The organism is Natrialba chahannaoensis JCM 10990 (assembly GCF_000337135.1).
GTDB classification, from domain to species: Archaea; Halobacteriota; Halobacteria; order Halobacteriales; family Natrialbaceae; genus Natrialba; species Natrialba chahannaoensis.
Genome location: NZ_AOIN01000008.1, coordinates 320,217 through 339,715 on the forward strand (window position 1 = coordinate 320,217; position 19,499 = coordinate 339,715).

19 protein-coding genes and 1 pseudogene are annotated in these 19,499 nt (G+C 60.8%); 12 read left to right on the forward strand and 8 right to left on the reverse strand.

Features of this window, described 5'->3' with window-relative positions; all coding sequences use genetic code 11:
- Positions 1-7 precede the first annotated feature (7 nt).
- On the forward strand, positions 8-187 hold the full coding sequence (locus C482_RS01465) for a ribbon-helix-helix protein, CopG family (protein ID WP_006165571.1): 180 nt from the start codon (positions 8-10) through the stop codon (positions 185-187).
- Between the two features lie 152 nt (positions 188-339).
- Here C482_RS01465 and C482_RS01470 read toward each other — a convergent pair whose 3' ends face one another.
- The 4 genes from C482_RS01470 to C482_RS01485 form a co-directional block, all read right to left on the reverse strand.
- On the reverse strand, positions 340-1,161 hold the full coding sequence (locus tag C482_RS01470) for a 23S rRNA (uridine(2552)-2'-O)-methyltransferase (protein WP_006165572.1): 822 nt from the start codon (positions 1,159-1,161) through the stop codon (positions 340-342).
- 248 nt (positions 1,162-1,409) lie between these two features.
- Complete coding sequence (locus tag C482_RS21975; protein WP_193787726.1) at positions 1,410-1,547, reverse strand: hypothetical protein; 138 nt, start codon at positions 1,545-1,547, stop codon at positions 1,410-1,412.
- A 323-nt stretch (positions 1,548-1,870) separates the two neighbouring features.
- On the reverse strand, positions 1,871-3,553 hold the full coding sequence (locus tag C482_RS01480; protein WP_006165574.1) for a glycosyltransferase family 2 protein: 1,683 nt from the start codon (positions 3,551-3,553) through the stop codon (positions 1,871-1,873).
- Entirely contained in the window at positions 3,550-5,034 is a 1,485-nt protein-coding gene (locus tag C482_RS01485) for a DUF2334 domain-containing protein (RefSeq protein WP_006165575.1), read from the reverse strand. The genes C482_RS01480 and C482_RS01485 overlap by 4 nt, the downstream gene beginning before the upstream one ends.
- A 200-nt stretch (positions 5,035-5,234) precedes the next feature.
- On the opposite strand from C482_RS01485, the gene C482_RS01490 reads away from it, so the two are divergent.
- From C482_RS01490 to C482_RS01520, 7 genes and pseudogenes are all read left to right on the forward strand, one after another.
- The gene (locus C482_RS01490; protein ID WP_049896381.1) at positions 5,235-6,248 is read left to right on the forward strand and encodes a winged helix-turn-helix transcriptional regulator; all 1,014 of its coding nucleotides are present in this window, start codon (positions 5,235-5,237) and stop codon (positions 6,246-6,248) included.
- Positions 6,245-6,877 carry a response regulator gene (locus C482_RS01495; RefSeq protein WP_006165577.1) on the forward strand — a complete coding sequence of 211 codons (633 nt, stop codon included), beginning with the start codon at positions 6,245-6,247 and terminating at the stop codon, positions 6,875-6,877. Before C482_RS01490 ends, C482_RS01495 begins: the two co-directional genes overlap by 4 nt.
- A gap of 66 nt (positions 6,878-6,943) precedes the next feature.
- A pseudogene (locus tag C482_RS01500) lies at positions 6,944-7,827 on the forward strand (IS1595 family transposase).
- A gap of 10 nt (positions 7,828-7,837) precedes the next feature.
- On the forward strand, positions 7,838-8,524 hold the full coding sequence (locus C482_RS01505; RefSeq protein WP_006165578.1) for a hypothetical protein: 687 nt from the start codon (positions 7,838-7,840) through the stop codon (positions 8,522-8,524).
- A gap of 80 nt (positions 8,525-8,604) precedes the next feature.
- Positions 8,605-10,041, forward strand: a complete 1,437-nt coding sequence (locus C482_RS01510) for a receiver/sensor box histidine kinase (RefSeq protein ID WP_006165579.1) — start codon at positions 8,605-8,607, stop codon at positions 10,039-10,041.
- Positions 10,042-10,193: 152 nt separating this feature from the next.
- On the forward strand, positions 10,194-10,937 hold the full coding sequence (locus C482_RS01515) for a DNA polymerase sliding clamp (protein WP_006165580.1): 744 nt from the start codon (positions 10,194-10,196) through the stop codon (positions 10,935-10,937).
- Between the two features lie 215 nt (positions 10,938-11,152).
- Positions 11,153-11,695: a HalOD1 output domain-containing protein gene (locus tag C482_RS01520; protein ID WP_006165581.1), complete on the forward strand. Its 543-nt coding sequence runs from the start codon at positions 11,153-11,155 to the stop codon at positions 11,693-11,695.
- Between the two features lie 72 nt (positions 11,696-11,767).
- Here the strand turns inward: C482_RS01520 and C482_RS01525 are convergent, their stop codons facing one another.
- Positions 11,768-12,703: an alpha/beta fold hydrolase gene (locus C482_RS01525; RefSeq protein ID WP_006165582.1), complete on the reverse strand. Its 936-nt coding sequence runs from the start codon at positions 12,701-12,703 to the stop codon at positions 11,768-11,770.
- Positions 12,704-12,922: 219 nt separating this feature from the next.
- On the opposite strand from C482_RS01525, the gene priL reads away from it, so the two are divergent.
- Positions 12,923-14,206 (forward strand): DNA primase regulatory subunit PriL, encoded by a 1,284-nt coding sequence (gene priL, locus C482_RS01530; RefSeq protein WP_006165583.1) that lies wholly within the window; start codon positions 12,923-12,925, stop codon positions 14,204-14,206.
- Between the two features lie 8 nt (positions 14,207-14,214).
- Here the strand turns inward: priL and C482_RS01535 are convergent, their stop codons facing one another.
- From C482_RS01535 to htpX, 3 genes are all read right to left on the reverse strand, one after another.
- Positions 14,215-14,712: a hypothetical protein gene (locus C482_RS01535; RefSeq protein ID WP_006165584.1), complete on the reverse strand. Its 498-nt coding sequence runs from the start codon at positions 14,710-14,712 to the stop codon at positions 14,215-14,217.
- A gap of 120 nt (positions 14,713-14,832) precedes the next feature.
- Positions 14,833-15,105 carry a DUF7472 family protein gene (locus tag C482_RS01540; RefSeq protein WP_006165585.1) on the reverse strand — a complete coding sequence of 91 codons (273 nt, stop codon included), beginning with the start codon at positions 15,103-15,105 and terminating at the stop codon, positions 14,833-14,835.
- A gap of 122 nt (positions 15,106-15,227) precedes the next feature.
- Positions 15,228-16,118 (reverse strand): zinc metalloprotease HtpX, encoded by an 891-nt coding sequence (gene htpX / locus C482_RS01545; RefSeq protein ID WP_006165586.1) that lies wholly within the window; start codon positions 16,116-16,118, stop codon positions 15,228-15,230.
- A gap of 685 nt (positions 16,119-16,803) precedes the next feature.
- Here htpX and C482_RS01550 point away from each other — a divergent pair.
- The 3 genes from C482_RS01550 (at position 16,804) to C482_RS21440 (ending at position 19,468) form a co-directional block, all read left to right on the forward strand.
- Positions 16,804-17,961 (forward strand): 60S ribosomal export protein NMD3, encoded by a 1,158-nt coding sequence (locus tag C482_RS01550; RefSeq protein WP_006165587.1) that lies wholly within the window; start codon positions 16,804-16,806, stop codon positions 17,959-17,961.
- A 3-nt stretch (positions 17,962-17,964) separates the two neighbouring features.
- Positions 17,965-19,200 carry a class I SAM-dependent methyltransferase gene (locus tag C482_RS01555; RefSeq protein ID WP_006165588.1) on the forward strand — a complete coding sequence of 412 codons (1,236 nt, stop codon included), beginning with the start codon at positions 17,965-17,967 and terminating at the stop codon, positions 19,198-19,200.
- Between the two features lie 100 nt (positions 19,201-19,300).
- The gene (locus C482_RS21440; protein ID WP_161605585.1) at positions 19,301-19,468 is read left to right on the forward strand and encodes a hypothetical protein; all 168 of its coding nucleotides are present in this window, start codon (positions 19,301-19,303) and stop codon (positions 19,466-19,468) included.
- Positions 19,469-19,499 lie beyond the last annotated feature (31 nt).

A 19,499-nucleotide genomic window follows, 5' to 3' on the forward strand; every position in this document is an offset into this window, starting at 1 on the left:
TAGACTGATGCCCAAAATCAGCGTGGAAATTCCACAAGAACTGCTCGACGATCTCGACGACCACGTCGGCGATGACGGGAAGTTCGTCAATCGAAGCGACGCGATTCGCGCCTCGATCCGGAAAACGCTCGATCTGCTCGACGAAATTGACGACCGGCACGACCGACTCGACACCGACGAGGAGTAAGGCACTCAAGCGGTGCACAGTGGACCACGAGCCGGTCAAGCGGGAGTAGCCAACACAACAGCAGAAAACGGCAAAGCAGAGAGCGGACGCTGAGTGACGAGAGACGGGAGACGGGAGACGGGAAAGAAGGGAGATGAAAGCCGAAAGCCGACCTACTCCTCGTCAATCCGCTCCGCGAACCCGAAGTTCGGCTTCACGTCACCGACACGAACCGTCACGACCTCACCCTCTGCAGTTCCCGGTACGAACAACCGATAGCCCTCGATCGAAGCGATTCCGTCACCCTCTGTTCCGGTGTCGACGATTTCCACCTCGAGTTCGTCTCCCGAGCTAACCGGCGCAGTGAGCCGCCCCTTCCCGATAAAGTAAACCTCAGAGGACTCGTCACGCGACGCCTTCGGACTCGTCGCGCGCACATACTGGAACTCCTCTTCGACATCCGCACGGAAGTCATCGACGTCCGGCCCCTCGAAGACCTTGACGATGAAGTCGCCGTCCGTGGCGAGTAACTCGAGTGCGGTCTCGAACGCCTGTCGCGCGAGGTGGAGTGAACGGGCCTGATCGAGGGAGTATTCGCCGGACATGTTGGGTGCCATGTCTGAGATGACGACGTCGACGGGGCCGCCGGTTCCGGTGGCCGTGCCGGTCTCTGCTGACTCGGCGTCGCCGCCTGCAGCCTCGATAACGCGCTCGCGGGTTCGTTCTTCGGTCATGTCCCCGCGCAGGGTTTCGATGGTGTCGTGGTCGTCGAAGTCGCGGATGCGCTGGAGGTCGACACCGATCACCTGGCCCTGGGGGCCGACGGCTTCGGCGGCGACCTCGAGCCAGCCGCCGGGGGCAGCACCGAGGTCGACGACGGTGTCGCCGCCGGAGATGACGTTCTCGAGTTGGTCGAGCTGTTTGAGCTTGTATGCTGCTCGGCTGCGGTAGCCTTCCTGCTTTGCTTTGTTGTAGTAGTGGTCCTTTCGTGCCATACGGGTACTCAGTTGGTCGTACTAGCGGGTGAAGACGGATAGGTGTCGCGACTTTCAGCGTTCGGCGTTCGATGTTCGACGTTCAGAAAAAGTGTAGTGGCGGTGTGGCATTACTGAGAAGCAAAGTTGTCGTTATCTCTTCTTCGTCTTCGCCTGTCGGTTCGGAGGAGGTATCTATCCGTTCAGCAGTGGTGTCCCCGGAACCGGTTCACCGGGCGTGTGATCGTCGCCACCACGTTCAGTGTCTGTCACCGCCTGTCGGTCCACTCGCGCCCGGCGGTGCGACCGGCGTCTCGGAGCCCGTCGCTCGTGAGGCTCACCTCCGGGACGGAAGAGACCAACAGAACCGCATCTTCTGCCATCCGCTCGACCGCATCGTCCGTCACTGGCACACCGCTTCCGACTCACTTTCCTAGTCAAGGACGGCCTTGATCAAGTCGGTAGTCCGGGTCTGGGTCGACGTATGCGGTTTCCGGCTCGATGGAGACCACGATGCCGAGCAAACGCCGTCCGCGCTCTCGACGGCTTCCCCGACATCGTTGTCCGTGACTGTGGGGCCCATAGCCGAGCGTAGTGAGAGTAGCGGAAAGGGTATCGTGCCTGCACAGCACGGGGTTCGCAGGGTGCCGGTGGGTTGGAGTTATGGGAAAGAACGAAGGAACAGTATCGAGCGGGGGTACTCGAGTCCAGCCCCATCTCTGGAGTCAGCCTATTCTGCGTTTGTGTGTGAGGCCGAGTCCGTATCAGGAGCGGTTTCGCTTTCTGTCCCCGGCGTTGTCTCCGGAGCCGGAGACGGGACCGGGACCGAGGTCGAGGACGGTAACGCACTCGAGACCAGCACCGGTTCTGGTATCGTGCCTGCGTCCGGACGCCCGCTCACAGCCTGCTCGATGCGGGCTGCGCGCGTCCAGCCGAGTTCTGTGGTTGTGAGCACATCCAGCAGACACTTGACGTTGAGCGCGTCGTGGAACTGCTTGTAGCCGACAACGAGCAGCGGCGCGTAGACGAGCAGCCGCCAGTCCTCGCCCTCGATCTGGATACCGAGCGCCGCAATCAGGAAGACGATGCTCGTGAAGAAGACGAACACCGCGAGCACGGTGAGGATGTGACCAGCAGCGATTAGCCAGACGATGTATGCCAGCACGACGAAACTCGCAAGCGGCAGGAAGAACATCTCGACCAGCCGGAACGGGAGCGCGATCCGGTTTAAGTAGCCATACGACGAGTCCGTCACGACCGGCCAGTGCTTGATGATCGTCATGTAGTTGCCACGGTACCAGCGCAGGCGCTGGCGGTAGAGGTCGTGCCAGGTCGCCGGTGCTTCGGTGTAGACACGTGCGTCACTCACGGAGACGCGGTAGCCAGCCCGAAGCACCTTCATCGTCACGTCGAAGTCCTCCGTGAGCGTGTCGGGATCGTAGGCGAACACCTCCGAGAGCACCTCGCGGCGATACGCACCCAGACAACCAGGGACGACCATCACGATACCGAAGTAATCGAGCGCGCGCCGGTAGATGTTCACACCGATGGTGTACTCGAGTTGCTGGCAGCGGGTGACGAGCGAGTCACGGTTCCAGATGGTGACGTTGCTCGCGACGGCACCGATGTCCTCGTCGGCGGCGAACGGTGCGACGAGGTGCTTCAGGGCGTCTGGGTCGATGATACTGTCGGCGTCGACGGTGACGATGATATCGCCGGAGGCAAACAGGAGCCCGTAGTTCAGCGCGGAGTACTTGCCGCCGTTTGTCTTGCTGACGACTGAGACCCGCTCACTCGCGGCAGCGAAGGCGCTCGCCTCGGCGAACGTGTCGTCAGTGCTGCCGTCGTCAACCACGATGATTTCGAGCGCGTCTACAGGATAGTCAGCATCGAGCAGAGATTGGATCGTTCGACCGACGTACCCCTCCTCGTTGTAGGCCGGGATGAGGACGGTAAGCTGCGGGTAGGGCAATTTCGGCACGTACTTCGAGCGGCCGACCTGGTCGTGGAAGAACGCGATGAACGCAATGAACCAGTAGTAGACGAAGATCAACACGACGGCCCCGAGGTGGACGAGCGCAAGCAGTGATGGTCTGAGCCAGCCAAGCCAGACGATGAGCGCGATATAGCAGGTGACGGCAACCGCCAACCCTCGCGTTCCGAAGACGGCCCGGAATCGTGGGGCGCGTTCGACGACGTAGTACGACCAGCCGAGATAGACCAGTAACAGGACGCCGAGGAGTGCGATGGCGTACAGCGTCTGTGGGGCCATCACGTCGATCAGCAGCCAGAACGGCACCAGTGCGGAGAGAAACAGCGCAACCGAGCGCCACTTGACCGACTGTAGCTGCCGGATCGCGAACTGTGTGCGCTCGCGACCGAGGACGACTGGCGCGATCATGATTGGATTCATCGACCCACCCACTGTTTTATCGCCGCGAGCGCCTGTTCGGACTCCGTGTCCTCGTCAGACGATTCGACCTGCTCCGCTGTAATCGCAACGTGAGCCGGTTCGAGAACGCGCCAGCCATCGTCCGTCTGTTCGACCGTCCCCATCTCGAGTCCGAGCGCGAACTGTTCGATGGTCAAAAAGCCCGTGTTCTCGTCTTTCATGTGCTGGACGAGCAACTCGAGTTGCTCGACGCGCTCGTCGGTCGTGAAGTACTGGTAGTGAAACATCACGACGTGAACATCGTTCGCTGCGTGGGCCTCATCGAACGAGTTGGTGAGCGTCTCGAGGTCCTCGAACGGGACGTCGGTTTCATCGTTGGATTCGTTGCTGTCCTCGTCCTCGGAGTCGTCTGCCTCCTCCGCCTCAAGTGCCTGTTCCTCGTAGGCGGTCCAGTTTTCGAACGCCTGGGTTTCGGGGATGTGAAGGAGGCCGCCGTCTTCGAAGACGGTCTCGTCGGTGGCAGTATCGTTGTTTCCGTCGCTGTCACCGCTGTTGTCGCTCGTGTTGTCGTTCGCATCGAAGTACGCATCGGTGAACCACTCGCCACCAGAGACGGTGGTGTAGTTCGCTTCCTCGAGGATCGATACCGTCGTCTCGTCGTAGGTGTTCATCGGTGGGATGAACGTCGAGGACGGCGAGTGGACACACTCATCGAGCAGTTCCTCGCCGGCTTCGAGCCGGTCGCGTTGCTCGTCCGCTGGGAGGTCACCGAACTCGCTCGCACCGTAGAAGTCCGTCTCCGCCTCGTGGGTGTAGCCGTGCAGCGCCATCTCGAACTGACCGGGATAGTCGTCCTCGAGTGACTGCAGGTACGTACAGAGGTCGGGATCATCGGTCAGCGGTGCCTCACCGTTCGTGTCCGGAATAATCCCCAGCGTTACCGGCACCTCCTCGTCGATGAACACCTGATTTACGTCCCGAAGCTCGTCCTGATTGTACCAGGCCTGCACGTCGTCGTTTCGAAAGAGAACGATGGAGTCGTACTCCTCCCACTCCGGTTCACCCGCGGCCACCGTCGCCGACTCGGTCTCGAGCATCGGCATCACCGATATCGCCCCGGTGATCCCGGCCAGGAGCACCATCACGACGAGCGCCGAACTCAACAGTTGCCGGGCCAGCCGCGACTCGGGAACGTAGCGCGCCGGCAGCCAGTTCAGGTTGTCCTCTCGCGACGGGAGCGTCGGAAACGTCACCGTCGGGAGCGGCGGTGCGACATCCAGATTGAGAGCGAAATCGTCGGTGGCGCGCGCATCGCACTCGAGACACCGGCCGACTGTCTGGAGTCGCGTGAGGTCGTCCGCCGAAACCTGTCGGGTGCACTTCTCACAGCCGTCCACAAAGTCATCTTCCGGCGCGACGTGGCCGCAGACGTGTTCGTCGATGTGCTCTGCAGTGATCGTACGTGAACCACAGACAGGACAGGTGGACGGGAGTGAACTCATACTAGAAATAGGAGAGTTGAGACGGCCAGTACTGTCAGCGACCTGCACGTAGTCTCTGTGGGTTACCTTGAGGTAACTCCAGTTTTCCGTTCCGAACGGTCCGCTTGTTTATCATCGGTGGCGAGTACAGTAACAACCGACCAACAGCCAGGTCCGAAGACGAACTCCCACTCGTAACCGCGATCTCACATCGACGACCCATGAGCCATCCACCTTCCCCGGCAGAGTCGACCGCACTGTCGATCCTCGGCACCAAGTGGAAGCCCCGGCTGATCGTCGCCCTCGCGATCAATGATCGGCTCGGGTTTGGCGATTTAAAACGCGAACTCGCCGGTATCTCGGGAAAAGTATTGTCGGAGAACCTGGAGGAACTGCGCGATCACAACATCGTCTCACGCGATGTCGTGCAGGAACAGCCCCGCCGCGTCGAGTACGAACTGACTAGTGCCGGACGAGAACTGTACGGAGTTCTTGAATCCCTTGCAGACTGGGATGCGACGTACGCAACCGAGCGCGGCAGACCAACAGTTCTGCTCGCTGAAGACGATCCACGGCTCCGGGAGCTGTACGCACTGTGGTTGCAAACCGACTACGACGTGGTGACAGCAGCAGATGGCAAGGAAGCGCTCCGCTTGCTCGATGAGACCATCGATGTGGCAGTGCTCGCTCGTGACCTACCAACACTGGATGGTCCCGCAATCGCAGCCGCACTCGAGACGACCAGCCAACGAACACCGGTCGCGATCGTAACGTCAGGAAATATTTTCCCTGACGATGTGTCGATACCGGCAGATGTGTTGGTCCGCGATCCGCTCTCGAAAACCACCCTCCGAGAGATCGTGGGGCGATTGACGCGACTCAGATCGGAGTCGTCGATTGGTCGAGACGTTCGTGCGCGTCGCAACCGACTGACGTTCGTCGAACGCCACCTCGGGCCGACGGTATCGGCGACCGATGCCTACCAGCAGGTAGCGGACGAACTGGCAGCACTCGAGCAGGAACGAGCGGCGGCGGCCGAGTCGAGAGAACCCTGGCGGCGACTGCGATCGACAGCGGACTCAAACTCAGACTCAGACTCAGACTCGGCGTCCGCGGCCACGAGTCGAGCACAACGCCCCGAGCGAGAGCGTGACCACAAGCGAACCCACGCGACCGGAAACTCGGCCGAAGACACCAGCACACACAACGACAGTGACGGTGATGAAAACAAATGACTGGGGCGAACGAAACAGCCGACGTCCAATCGATCTTGCTCGTCGAAGACGACAATCTCCAGGCGCGGCTGTATCAGATGATGCTCCAGCAACTCGCAAGTCAGGAGGATGCGCCACTCGAGTTGGTGTCCGTCGAGCACGTCGAAACGCTGGCAGAGACTCGAAACGCGATCGACACGCCCGAGACAGACGACACGACGACAACCGAGACGGGTGACTGCCCGTTCGACCTTATCCTCCTCGATCTGAACCTCCCCGACTCGAATCGCCTCGACACACTGACGTCGGTACTCGAGTTTACCCACGAGATACCGGTTGTCATCCTGACCGCGATGGACGACACCGAACTCGGCCAGCGGGCGGTCGAACGTGGTGCGCAAGACTTTCTGATGAAAGAACACGTGACACCGCGGCTGCTCGGACAGACCGTGGCCTACGCTGTTGAGCGCCAGCACCAGCGCGCTGAAATCGAACGCCAGCGTCGCGAGTTAGCGCTGCTTCACTGGCACGTCCGCCACGAGTATCGTGGCGATGCCGCGGTAATACTTGGTTGGGCGTCGGAGCTCACGGCGAGCGATCCCGACACGCAGCGGACAATCGCACGACGCTCTTCTGTAGGAGATTGTTGATATTGCTCAGCTGTCGCTGTGGAATCGAAGAGAGCAAGGACACCGCGTCAGCGGTGTCCGTTAGGCATGATTCCGCTCGATGTGTTTGGATCGGAATCGATCGCAGCGGACCTGTTGGCGCAGGTTCGCTGGCGTAACGGTGTTACTTGCCCTCGCTGCAGTTCTGACCTGACGGTCAAGAACGGCAGCTATGGATACTTTCAGCGCTATCTCTGTAAGAATTGCGACCGCACGTTCAACGACAAGACTGGCACAATCTTCGCCCATTCGAAAGTCGCACTCAGAAAGTGGCTGTCCTCGATTTACGCGTTTCTCCGGTTTAACACGAGTCTTCGCCAGCTTCAGCTAGAAATCGACGTTCAGTACAAAACGATCTACCAACGCGTCGAGCGCTTCACGAAGGCGCTCGACGCGCCTTCGCTCGATCTTGTTGGTCCAGTCGAGATCGACGAAGTCTACGTTTCTGCAGGGCTGAAAGGCCGCGAGCGCGACCAAGAGTCGCGCTCGCGTGGCCTGTCCACGCGTGGACGAGGATCGTACGATCAGGACAAACCGCCGGTGTTCACGATCGTCGATCGCGCCACCGGCGAGCGATACGTGATCCCGCGAAATCAGCCGACGAATCGACGATTCGGCTCCTTCTCGCAAACCGCGAGAAGGAGCCACTGACTGTCTACACCGATGGATTTCGTGCCTACGATCCGTTGGCCGAGGACGACGCATTCGACCGCGAATACGTCGTCCATGGTGACGGCGAGTACGCTGACGAAAACGTTCACGTCAACACCTGCGAGAGCCACGGATCGCTGCTGCGACCGTGGCTCTCGCCTCATCGAGGCGTCTCAAAAGACAAGCTCACACAGCATCTCCGAGCGTTCCAACTTCGACGAAAGCTACTGCGGAAACCAGGGAGAGAAGCGCTCAAACACGCTGTCAAAGCCACTCTGTGAAATCAACAAAGTGCTACACAAGAGCGTCGCACGAATCATCGACGCGGGAGAACACATCGTCGACCTCACTGACTCGATCGCCGCGATGGTGCAGGCGATCGAAACGCCGAATCCGGTTCGTAAGTCCGTCGCGCTTGATCCGGTGCTCGAAACGGCGGTCGACCGGCTTGAAACACGCTACGACAATCTGGGGTTCGAGTGGGATCCAACACCAGAAGTGGACGTTCAGGTGCTGTCAGACCAATTTCTCGGAATTGTCATCAGAGCGACTGTGCATACGCTCGTCGAATGCAGTGGTGTGTCACAGCAGCAGATCGTTCTGCGGCCGTTCCGAACCGAGACCAAGAGCGATGGCTGTTTCGAGTCGGAGTCGAGATCGAGGTCGAGATCAGAATCGGAGTCACAGTCGAGGCCGGAATCAGACCCCGAAGGCGACCAGCGTATCGCCAATACCGACGGAAAGAGCGACGATAGGAAGGGCGGCAACGAGACCAGCGCCGGGTTCGACCTCGTCGCACCCACACTCGAGAAAGCGGAGGTCAAGGCAACAGTAGATGAGCTGAACCAGGGGAGCGACATCGAGTCGATTCTGGTACAGACGTTTCTTGACCGCTACGGTGGCGAGGTGAGAGTTATCTGCCCGGAAAATGATGGCGAAGAGCCCGTGCTACGTGTCGAATTGGATGCTGCCGAGTGAGTGTGTTGGCCCACTATGACGGTATCTCGACCGGAGAGAAGCGCTCGAAGCTTGAAGCCCTTTGACCACGTACGATTGATATGACGGCAGTAGCAGACGGCGAGATTCGTGTGCTCTGTGTCGACGACGACAACGTCATTCTCGGGCTCACGAAGACCGTTCTCGAACGGCTCGAAGACTCCATCGTCGTCGAGACCGAAACGGATCCGACGGCAGCGCTCGATCGATTTCGAACACGAGACTACGACTGTGTCGTCTGTGACTACGAGATGCCGGGGCTGTCGGGGCTCGAACTGCACGATGCGATCCGCGAGGAAACCCCCACGATACCGGTGATCCTGTTCACCGGCGCTGGTTCGGAAGAGGTTGCAAGCGAGGCGATTCGGCGCGGCATAACCGATTATCTCCGGAAAGAACGCGGGATGGCACAGTACGACGTGCTTGCATCACGAATTACAACCGCAGTCGAGCGCTACCGCACATTCGAAGAGCTCCAGCGCAAGAACGCGGCGATGGACGAAGCACCGGTCGGGATCGTGCTAACCGACTCGAGTCTCCCCGATAATCCGATCGTCTACGCCAACGAGGAGTTTTACGACCTGACCGGCTATCCCGCCGCGGAGGTACTCGGTCGAAACTGTCGATTTCTGCAGGGGGAACGAACCGAGCAGGAGCCGGTCGATCGAATGCGAACGGCGATCGAGGCGCGAGAGCCGATAACAACGGAAGTTCGAAACTACCGTCTCGACGGGACGATGTTCTGGAACGAGGTGACGATCGCACCGATCGACGACAGCGAAACGCCGTACTTCGTCGGCTTCCAGCACAATATAACTCGCCGGAAGCTCGCCGAGCAACGACTGAGCCGGCAGAACGAGCGACTCAAGGAGTTTACGGGAACCGTCTCACACGACCTCCGTGGACCGCTTGCCGCCGCAACGGGCTATCTCGAACTGGCCCGGACGGAAGCAGATGATGTCCCGTTTCTCGACGACGTTGCAGCCGCACACCAGCGAATGGAGACCCTCATTGACGACCTGCTGGTGCTCGCTCGAGCCGGGAACGTCATCGACGACAGCGAACCAATCTCGATCGTGGAAACCGTCGAAAACGCCTGGAATCCTCCGCCTCATCTGGCAGTGACGCTCGATATTCAGATACCGGACGACGTGCAGGTTCAGGCGGACCAGAATCGGCTCGTACAACTATTCGAGAACCTCCTCGGAAACAGTCTCGAACACGGCGTTCACGACGATGACGGAACAGAGACAGTGACGATCACGGTCGGACCCCTCGAGGACGGGTTCTTCGTCGCGGACGACGGGCCCGGTATTCCGCCAGATAAGCGCGAGATCGTCTTCGAGTCCGGCTACACGACCAACCCAGACGGCACCGGACTCGGCCTTCGGATCGTCCAGGATATCGTCGATGCTCACGGCTGGAGTGTGATTGCAACCGAGAGCGACGAGGGCGGTGCTCGCTTCGAGATTACGGACGTATACAACAATGACGACTGAAATGAGCCACAACGTACAGCCAGCATGCCAGCGTGAGCCGCGTCACTGCCGACGCAACGACCAACCACTACCCACGTGACAACCACCACTTCCGGGACGGTTCTCGTCCGAAAGGGTGCCTTTTTATGCCAACCGTCCGTAGCCCGATTCATATGTTTAAGGCCATCGTGAGCGCGGAAACGCTCACCAGCGCGCTCGACTCGATCAGCGTGCTGGTCGACGAGTGTAAGATCCACCTGGAGGAAGACGGACTCGAGATTCGAGCCGTCGACCCCGCAAACGTCGGGATGGTCGACCTCTCGCTCGACGCGGCCGCCTTCGAATCCTACGAGGCCGACGGCGGGCTGATCGGCGTCGACCTCTCCCGACTCGAAGACATCGCAGGCATGGCCGAATCCGGCCAGCTCATCCAGTTCGAACTCGACGAGGAGACCCGAAAGCTCCACATCCAGATCGACGGACTCGAGTACACCCTCGCGCTCATCGATCCGGACAGCATCCGCCAGGAGCCAGACATTCCGGAACTGGACCTGCCGGCAGAGGTCGTCCTTGAAGGAAAGGACGTCAACCGCTCGGTCACGGCGGCAGATATGGTCTCCGACCACATCGCGCTGGGTGTCAACGAGGGCGACGATTCCTTCTACGTCGATGCAGAGGGTGACACTGACGATGTCCACCTCGAACTCACAGCGGACGATCTGATCGACCTACAGGCCGGTCCCGCTCACTCGCTGTTCAGCCTGGACTACCTGAAGGACATGAACAAGGCGATCCCCTCGAATACCGAGGTCACGCTGCACCTCGGCGAGGAGTTCCCAGTCAAGATCTACTTCGGCTTCGCGGAGGGACAGGGGCAGGTCACCTATATGCTCGCGCCGCGGATCCAGAGCGACTGAATCCGCCGTTTTCGCGGACATCCTCGACGGGAGTTGACCCAGTCGACGCTGCTTTTCCACACCGTCAGCGCCATGTCATCGCTGTTTTGTGAGCGTTGTCTCGTCCCCCTGACCGTGATCTCTCGTTAACAGTCCACCAGACCAGACATAAAGCCTGCACAGAGACAGGACAGTCGTTACCTGTCCAGTACTGGTGGGAGGGATACGACCATACCATGCCCTCTAGCGACGACACATGCGATACTGACCCCGGTGGACAGGAATCGGCGGATGAACTGAACCGGGGAGCCGACTTGGGAGCAGAGACAGAGACGGAGACAGAAACTCAGACTCAGACTCAAACTGGAACAGAGCCGGAAACAAAAACAGGAACAGCGACAGCGCCAGACGTAGACTCAGAACCACAATCAGAACGAGACCCACTCGAGTACACCACCAGTTTTGACCCAACAGCAGACAGCCCGAGCGAACACGTTATTCTCACGATTGCCGCGCTCACCGACATCCGCCCCGCTCAACTCCCAGCACTGGCCCACGTTATCGACCCCGACGCGCTGGATCGAGTGTACGAACACGCGACGACGAAAGTGGATGCTGGCGAGCAGGAAGTCTGGTTCACCTACGCTGGGTTCGATGTTGGACTGCACAGTAGCGGAACGCTCACGGTGCGGAGTGCAACTGTGACCGGTACTGACACTGATGTCGATGCCGATGAAGATACCGACACTGACACCGATACCGATACAACAACCGCTTGAGACAACACTTCCCCAGCACAGGCACACCGGACAAATTAATTCAAGCGCAACCGGCAACCGGACAGATCCAAGCTACCTCGAGTGGGCGACTCGAGGATTCCTCGCAGCGGCGAACGCATCTTCACCCTCCTGAACCGCCACAAACGACAGGAGTGCGTCCGTCACCTCGTCAGAACGCTCTACACCGAGCAGGTGTGGGCCAGCCTCGATTATCTCCAGACGAGTATCGGGAATCGCCTCTTCCAACAGCCTGGCGTTCCGCCAGGGTACCACCTCGTCGTTCGTCCCGTGAACGATCAGCGTCGGCACATCGATCAGGTCTAGCTCCGCGCTGCTGTCGAACCCGAGGAACGCTCCGAGTTGCGCCTCGAGTGCCGGCCGACTCGCGTCCTGTTCCAGTCGCCACTCGAGTAGCTGTTCGATCAGGTGCGGGTTCCGATTGGTGAACGCGGGAGTGAAGACGGGACGCAGTTGCTCGCGAAGGCGTTGGCGCTCGCTCCCGCCGGCGGAGGCGGCGAGCAGTCGACTGGGTATTTCGTCGGGGATTGGATCGGCGTCGGCCCCGCCGTGGGTCGTCCCACAGAGAGTCAGGGAAACTGCGCGGTCGTGGTCGATGGCGTACTGCTGGGCGATCATCCCGCCGAGGCCCGAGCCGACGAGATGGGCGCTGTGGACGCCGGCGTCGTCGAGGACGGCCTCCAGGTCGGCCGCCAGCCCAGATACCGAGTAGCTCGCTACGTTTTGAGGCAGTGGAGAGCGGAGTCGACCGGGGAGACGAGGAACGAGCGGCGGGAGGCCGGCATCCGAACGACCGGTGCCGCGCAGATCGGGCGCGATTACGGGCGCGCCAAACTCGCGTGCGACGGCCTCGCGCTGCCAGCGCCACATCCACCGGCCGTATCCCAGATCCTGGAGGAAGACGACGGGTGTCGCGGTTCGTCGCTCGTCCATCGGTCGCTCGTCGAACTCGTAGTAGATCGACACGCCGTCCCGCGTCGCCCGTGGCATAGGCGAGACAATGGGTCGGATCCTCTTGAATTGGGGGCTCGTCTTCCGGCCCGTGCGACGGTGGCGCACACCTGTACGAACGGCGGGAAACGCGAACGAAAGGCGGGAAACGTGATCAGACAGCGCGATCAGACCGGGCCGTAATAATTTGTTACCGACACCGTCGCGAGCCAACGACAATCAGTGGACTTAATCCATCAGAGTAGCTTCCTATTACCGATGCAGCGACTGCACGCTCGCTACCCGTTTCTCGAAGCCGCCCGCGAGACCGTGGCGACGGAGACGGTCGATCTGGCAACCGTCGTCGAGCAGGAGCGAGCAGTCGTCGAGCGCGCGCGACAACGAGTGATTACCGCGCTCGAAGACGGCGAGATTGGTGAGCCCCACCGGGACCCCCGCACCGAACTGCTCTCCTATCCGGTTGCGCGCGTCCTCGTCTCGATGGTCGAGGAACGCGTCCTCGTGCGCCGGTACGCCCGCGCCGAGGCCGAGACCGCCCACGAGCGATTCACCGCCGACCTCGAGAACACCACCGAACTCAAGAGCGTCGAGTCGACCGGCCTCGAACTCGCAGAGTTGCTCGCGGAGTTCGATCTCGAGGAGACGGTTACCGCCGAGTCCGTGTCGGCGAGTGCGACTACAGGGACTGGAACCGGCTCCGGGACCGGAGCCAGCGCCGGCACTGGTACCGGCACAGCGACAGCCGGCACAACCGGCACAACCACAGCAACCGACCCCGACGACGCCGACCGGTTCAGAATCGACGTTGGTACCTACCTCCCGCTCGCCGCCGACCTCTGGGACGACGAATGGGGACTCGTCAACCAGCCCCTAACCGACGGCGACATCCCCGTCGAGAAAGACGACCTCCTGCTCCTCCTGCGCGAAGCCATCCGCGACCGAATCGAAGACGGCCTCCCCTTCGAGGTCCCCACCACGATCGGCGACCCACTCGAGGACGCCGCCGAAGAGGTCCGGGAGGTGCTCGCCAACCTCGACCTCACGCGCGAGATCGATACTGTCGTTCCTGAACTCTTCCCGCCGTGTATGAAGGCGCTGCTGGACCAGATCCAGAAGGGCGAACACCTGCCACATCACTCCCGGTTTGCTATCACGGCCTTCCTCTCGAGTATCGGCATGACGACGGACGAAATTGTCGACCTCTACCGGGTGAACTCCTCGTTCGGCGAGGAGATGACACGCTATCAGACGGACCACATTCGGGGCGAGACCTCACCGACGGAGTACTCGCCGCCCTCGTGTGCGACGATGCAGTCGTACGGCGACTGTGTGAACAAGGACGACCTCTGTGAGCGGATTCCGCACCCGATGGCCTACTACGAGGAGCGCGTCGACGATGCTGACGACGACGAACTCGAGGACTGGCGGGAAGGAGATGGAGATGGTGACGGTGATGGTGATGATGGCGACGATGCACAGAATTCGGAGACAGACAGCGGCGACGAGACCGACGCCAGCACCGATACCACGTCTAACAGCTAGAGCAAGATCTAGTTCTCCTCGTGCTCTTCGGATAACTCAACCGCTTGCTGTTGAATATCCTGCAGCGCCTTCTCCTGCTCGCTGCGAGCTACGCCACCCGATTCGACGTGGCGACCCTCGTACTGCCAGGAAGGGATCGCGTTCCAGACACTCGAGTCCGACTCAGTTGCCGGTGTTTCCGTGTCTCCGTCCGTGTCTGCATCCGCGTTCGCGGCCGTCTGGGAACCAGGTCCGTTGCTGTCGACGGCGTCTGTGTTCTGCGTCTGCGCTGCGTGTCGAGTGTCTTGAGCCGATGTGCTCGCTGCTCGTCGCCAGAGGAGGACAACACCGAAGCCAGCAAGGACAGCGATGAGTCCGACCGCAGACCCCGGTGAGACGGTCCCTGCAGAGCGGATGAGGGCAGAGGTCCCGAGCAGTACGAAGACGGCAAGGACAACCAGTTGCCCGAGCAGCGATGGCTGTGGCGATGCTGTGGTCGTCTCAGCTGCGGTGTCGGAACTGGTCATACAAACACATCAGCGCAGTGACTGAAAAACGTGCCGACGAGGGCAGACAAAACAGCCCACAGGAAAGGGAGGGGGGGACAGCGAGGCGACGGCGAACAGTACAGGAGCGCGTCGTGACAATCAGACCGCGTCCGGCGTGTCCGTTTCGACGTTGTCGTCATCGCTTTCAAGTCCGTCCTCAGGATCGTTCAGGACGAACGCCAAGGCGATACCGACGATGGTCAGGAGGAAGACGAAACCGATGATCGCACCGACGAGTAGCTGTGCGCCGTCAGGGGTGAGAAGTCCGTCGTCGCCACCGTAGTTCGTACCGATGCTGGCCATGACGCCGAGCATCAGGAGAACAGAGGAGACGGCGACGACCAGTTCGATGAGTCGCTCACGCTCGAGCATTATAGCGAACATTTCGCCGGACGCGTCAAAAGCGCTTCGAAGGGGTCGAAGAGGTCGGATGGACGAAGCGGACGAAAGGGCGGAGACGGTGATAGGAACAGGAACAGGACGGGGGCAGGACCTCAGGCCATGGTTAGTTCCTGTTCGAGTTCGCGGAGTTGCTCGACGCGGCGCTCGGTCGAGGGGTGGGTACTGAACAGCCGACCGACGATGCCGGATTTTAACGGGATGATGAAGAAGGCGTTCATCTCGGCCTCCTCGCGCATGTCTTTGTCCGGGACCTTGTCGACCTCACCCGAAATCTTCAGCAGCGCAGAGGCAAGCGCCGAAGGGTTGCCAGTAATGGCAGCAGCACCGCGGTCGGCGGCGAACTCACGGTAGCGCGAGAGCGCACGAATGAGGACGTAGCTAATGATCCAGACGACGAGCGAGACGAGGATCGCGACGAGGACGCCTCCGCCGCCTTTCCCGCCACCGCCGCGGCTGTGGCCGCCGCCGAAGAACGCGCCCCAGCGAACGATCATGAACGCGATCGTCGAGAGAAACGACGCGATAGTCATCACCATCATATCTCGGTTCTTGACGTGGGCGAGTTCGTGGGCGATGACACCGTCGAGTTCCTCGCGATCGAGCGTGTTCATCAAGCCACTCGTCACCGCGACAGCAGCGTTGCGCTGGTTACGTCCCGTCGCGAAGGCGTTCGGCACGTTCGAGTCGACGACGGCGACGGTCGGCTTCGGTAGGTCTGCCTGCTGCGAGAGCCGTTCGACTGATGAGTGAAGCTGTGGGTACTCGTCGGCCGAGACTTTCTTTGCGCCCATGCTTCGAAGCGTAAGTGTGTCGCTGAAGTAGTACTGGACGAGCGAGAATCCACCAAACAGGATCGCGATCATCCACAGTCCACCACCGATATAGAGCGTGAGGACGCCGGCGAAGACGATGTACAACGCGAACAGCAGGAACATCGTCACGAACATCCGGCCGCGAAGACCCCAATCCGGCTGCCAGTTCATACGCCGTTGTAAGTGCTCAGAGGAAATAAGTATCCTGACCCCACGGTCAACTGTCGTGTCGAGTCGAACCGTGCCTCTGTCGGAAACCGATCAGTCATCCTCGGCGTTCGACCCCCTCCGTTTCGCATGGAAACCGCCAGACTGAGAGACCGCGATTTTACAGCCAGTCAATGTCTGACATCCGTCGGACAGGATCTCAGTTCTCAGCGAACCCCCTCGTTTCGTGTCGAGTTTTCAGTGAGTGAAACAGCGGTCCGCACAACGTCGTTGTCGTTCTACCCGGTGAAACCGTGCTACCGTCCGGATAGCGAAAGAGTCCAGCCGAACACGTCACGTCTATGATTAAACACGGCCGGCGGCGCGAGTGGTACAAATGAGCCGAACAATAACTGAATACAGTAACAACTGAAACGGTTTGCACATCAATCGCATATAGTAACAACTGCAACTAGTTACACACTGGCCGCACTTCCGCGGTTCTCACTCGTTCTACTCGCTCCGAACCGCGCTGCCGTCGTGCGATCAGGTGTGCAGTGACTTGCAGTGGCTACTATAGCCCTCGTGTGATTAGATGCGCACTAACGTTCAGTGGCTCCTATAGCTGCACCGCTATTCGCGCGATCGACACGTTCGGAACCGGGTGCGGAGCGCGTCGTTTAACTCGCTCAGCCACCAATCGGGGATAATGAGTGAGTCTCGCGCGTTCTGTCCCCGATGTGGGGACCCTGTTCCCGAGCGATCGGCCGACGACGAGTCGGACGACGCCGCCGATCCGCTGCGTCCCGGCAGCGAGGTCGACCTCTGCGATTCGTGTTACTTCGAGGACTTCGACTTCGTGGACGCGCCGAATCGGATCGACGTCCGCGTCTGCGCCCGCTGTGGTGCGGTCTACCGCGGAAACCGCTGGGTCGACGTCGGCGCACAGGACTACACAGACATTGCGATTGAGGAGGTGAGCGAGGCACTCTCGGTCCACGTCGACGTCGAGGACGTCGCCTGGCAGGTCGAGCCCGAGCAGGTCGACCAGAACACGATCCGGATGCACTGTTTCTTTACGGGTGTCGTCCGCGGCACGCCGGTCGAAGAGCAGGTGATGGTGCCGGTCAAGATCGCCCGCCAGACCTGCCAGCGCTGTGGCCGCATCGCCGGCGACTACTACGCCAGCATCGTCCAGATCCGCGCGGAGGGACGCACGCCGACGAGCGAGGAGACCGACCGCGCCAAGGAAATCGCCCACAGCATCGTCGCCGACATGGAGGCGACGGGCGACCGCAACGCCTTCGTCACCGAGGTCAGTGAGACCGACGACGGACTGAACATCAAGGTCTCGACCAACAAGATCGGGAAGAAGATTTCGAACAAGATGGTCGAAGAGTTCGGCGGAACCGTCAACGACGCCGAAACTCTCGTCACCGAGGACTCGGATGGCAACGAAGTCTACCGCGTCACCTTCGCCGTCCGCCTCCCGCCGTACACCCCCGGCGACGTGATCGACCTCGCGGACGACGCCGACGACGACGGCCCGGTTCTGGTCCGCAGCGCCCGCGGCAACCTGAAGGGAACTCGCGTGACGACCGGTGAGCGCTACGAGGCGAGCTACGAGGAGGGGAACTCGCCCGACGCGCGCAAACTCGGCGAGCACGAGGATGCCGAGGAAACGACTGTTGTCACCGTCGAGGACGAGAACGCCGTGCAGGTGCTCGACCCCGAAACGTACCAGGCGAAGACCGTCGCCCGGCCGGACTACTTCGACGCTGACGCCGAGACGGTGCCCGTCTTGAAGAGCCGCGCAGGCCTGCACATTCTTCCCGACGAGTCTGCATCCGCATCCGCGGAGGAGTAACCCATGGCGGATGAGCCGACCGATGGAGACGGAGCTGAACACGCAAACAGCAGGCAAGAGACAGACAATGCAGAGCGCGTAACAGACGTCCTTGAGCAAGCAAGCGCAGACGGCCCGCTCGCAGTTATCGTCGAAAAGCCACGCGCCGAAACCGCGATCGAATCACTCCGAACCGAAGGCGTCTACGACGACTCGCGACACGTACAGGAAGACAGTCCGGAACGAGTAGCACTACCCGTCACCGCACCACCAGCAGACACCGATGTCCTCGACATTGTCCGCCAACTCGATCCCGAATACCGAACCCAAGATTTGGCAACTCTCCTCGCAGACAAGGGCTGGAGCGACGACGCACTCGAGTCCACCCCGAGCTCGTGGGCGGTCATCGGCTCAGTCATCCTGGTGACGCTGCCGGCTGACTTCTCTGCAGATCGGGAGCGCGACCTGGGCGAGGCCCTACTCGAGTTACACGGCGAAGCGGAGAGCGTGCTCGCAGACGAGGGAATCTCGAACGAGGGTGAGGCGGGTCGCGTGCGCGAGCCGCAGACGAGACTGCTCGCCGGTGAGCGCGATACGGAGACGGTCCACACCGAACACGGGACGCGGTACGGACTCGACCCGACGAAGGTGATGTTCTCGCCGGGGAATCAGGCTGAACGCGTTCGGATGGGCGACGTGTGCGAGCCGGACGAGCGCGTCTTCGACATGTTCGCGGGGATTGGCTACTTCACACTGCCGATGGCCCGCGCCGGTGCGCAGGTGACGGCGACGGAAATCAACCCGACCGCGTTTCGGTACCTACTCGAGAACGCGATGCTGAACGACGTGGGTGGCCGGGTAGATGCCTACATGAGCGACTGTCGAGACCTGACGAGCGAGGTGGCGGCAGACCGAATCGTGATGGGGTACTACGGGAGCGGCAGCGAGAGTGAAAGTGGAAGCGAAAACGGACCCAAACCCGACGGTGACAACGAGCGAGCGGCAGACACAGCACAGCCAGAGACGCGCGATGAAGCGGCCCACACCTTCCTCGCGGACGCCCTCGACGCGCTCGTTCCTGGCGGCGTGCTCCACTACCACGAGGCGACCCCGCAATCGCGGCTCTGGGAGCGGCCACTCGAGCGCATCGACGCGGCTGGAGCCGCTGCGGGGAGGGCGTACGAGATTCTCGAGAAGCGCCGCGTCAAGAGCCACAGCGCCGGTGTCGAACACATCGTCGTCGACGTGGCGTTCGAGTAGCGGCCGGTTCGTGACGATTGAAACATCGAACCAGACCAGCCCAAGAGAGACGCCACACAGTTGACCGTCGTCGACCGTACTCGACTGCAAGTGACTGCAAGTGACTGCAAATGACTACAATCGACCCCAATCGACCGCAATCGGTCGTGACATTCATACTCCCCGGGCAATTGTATCGACTATGGACAAAAATCAGTTCATCGCGCTCGGCTTCGCGTTCCTCATGGTCACGTCGATGATCGCGTGGGGCGCACTCGCCGCGTTCTGAGAGCGAATCGTCTCGGCGTATCTGACTCGAT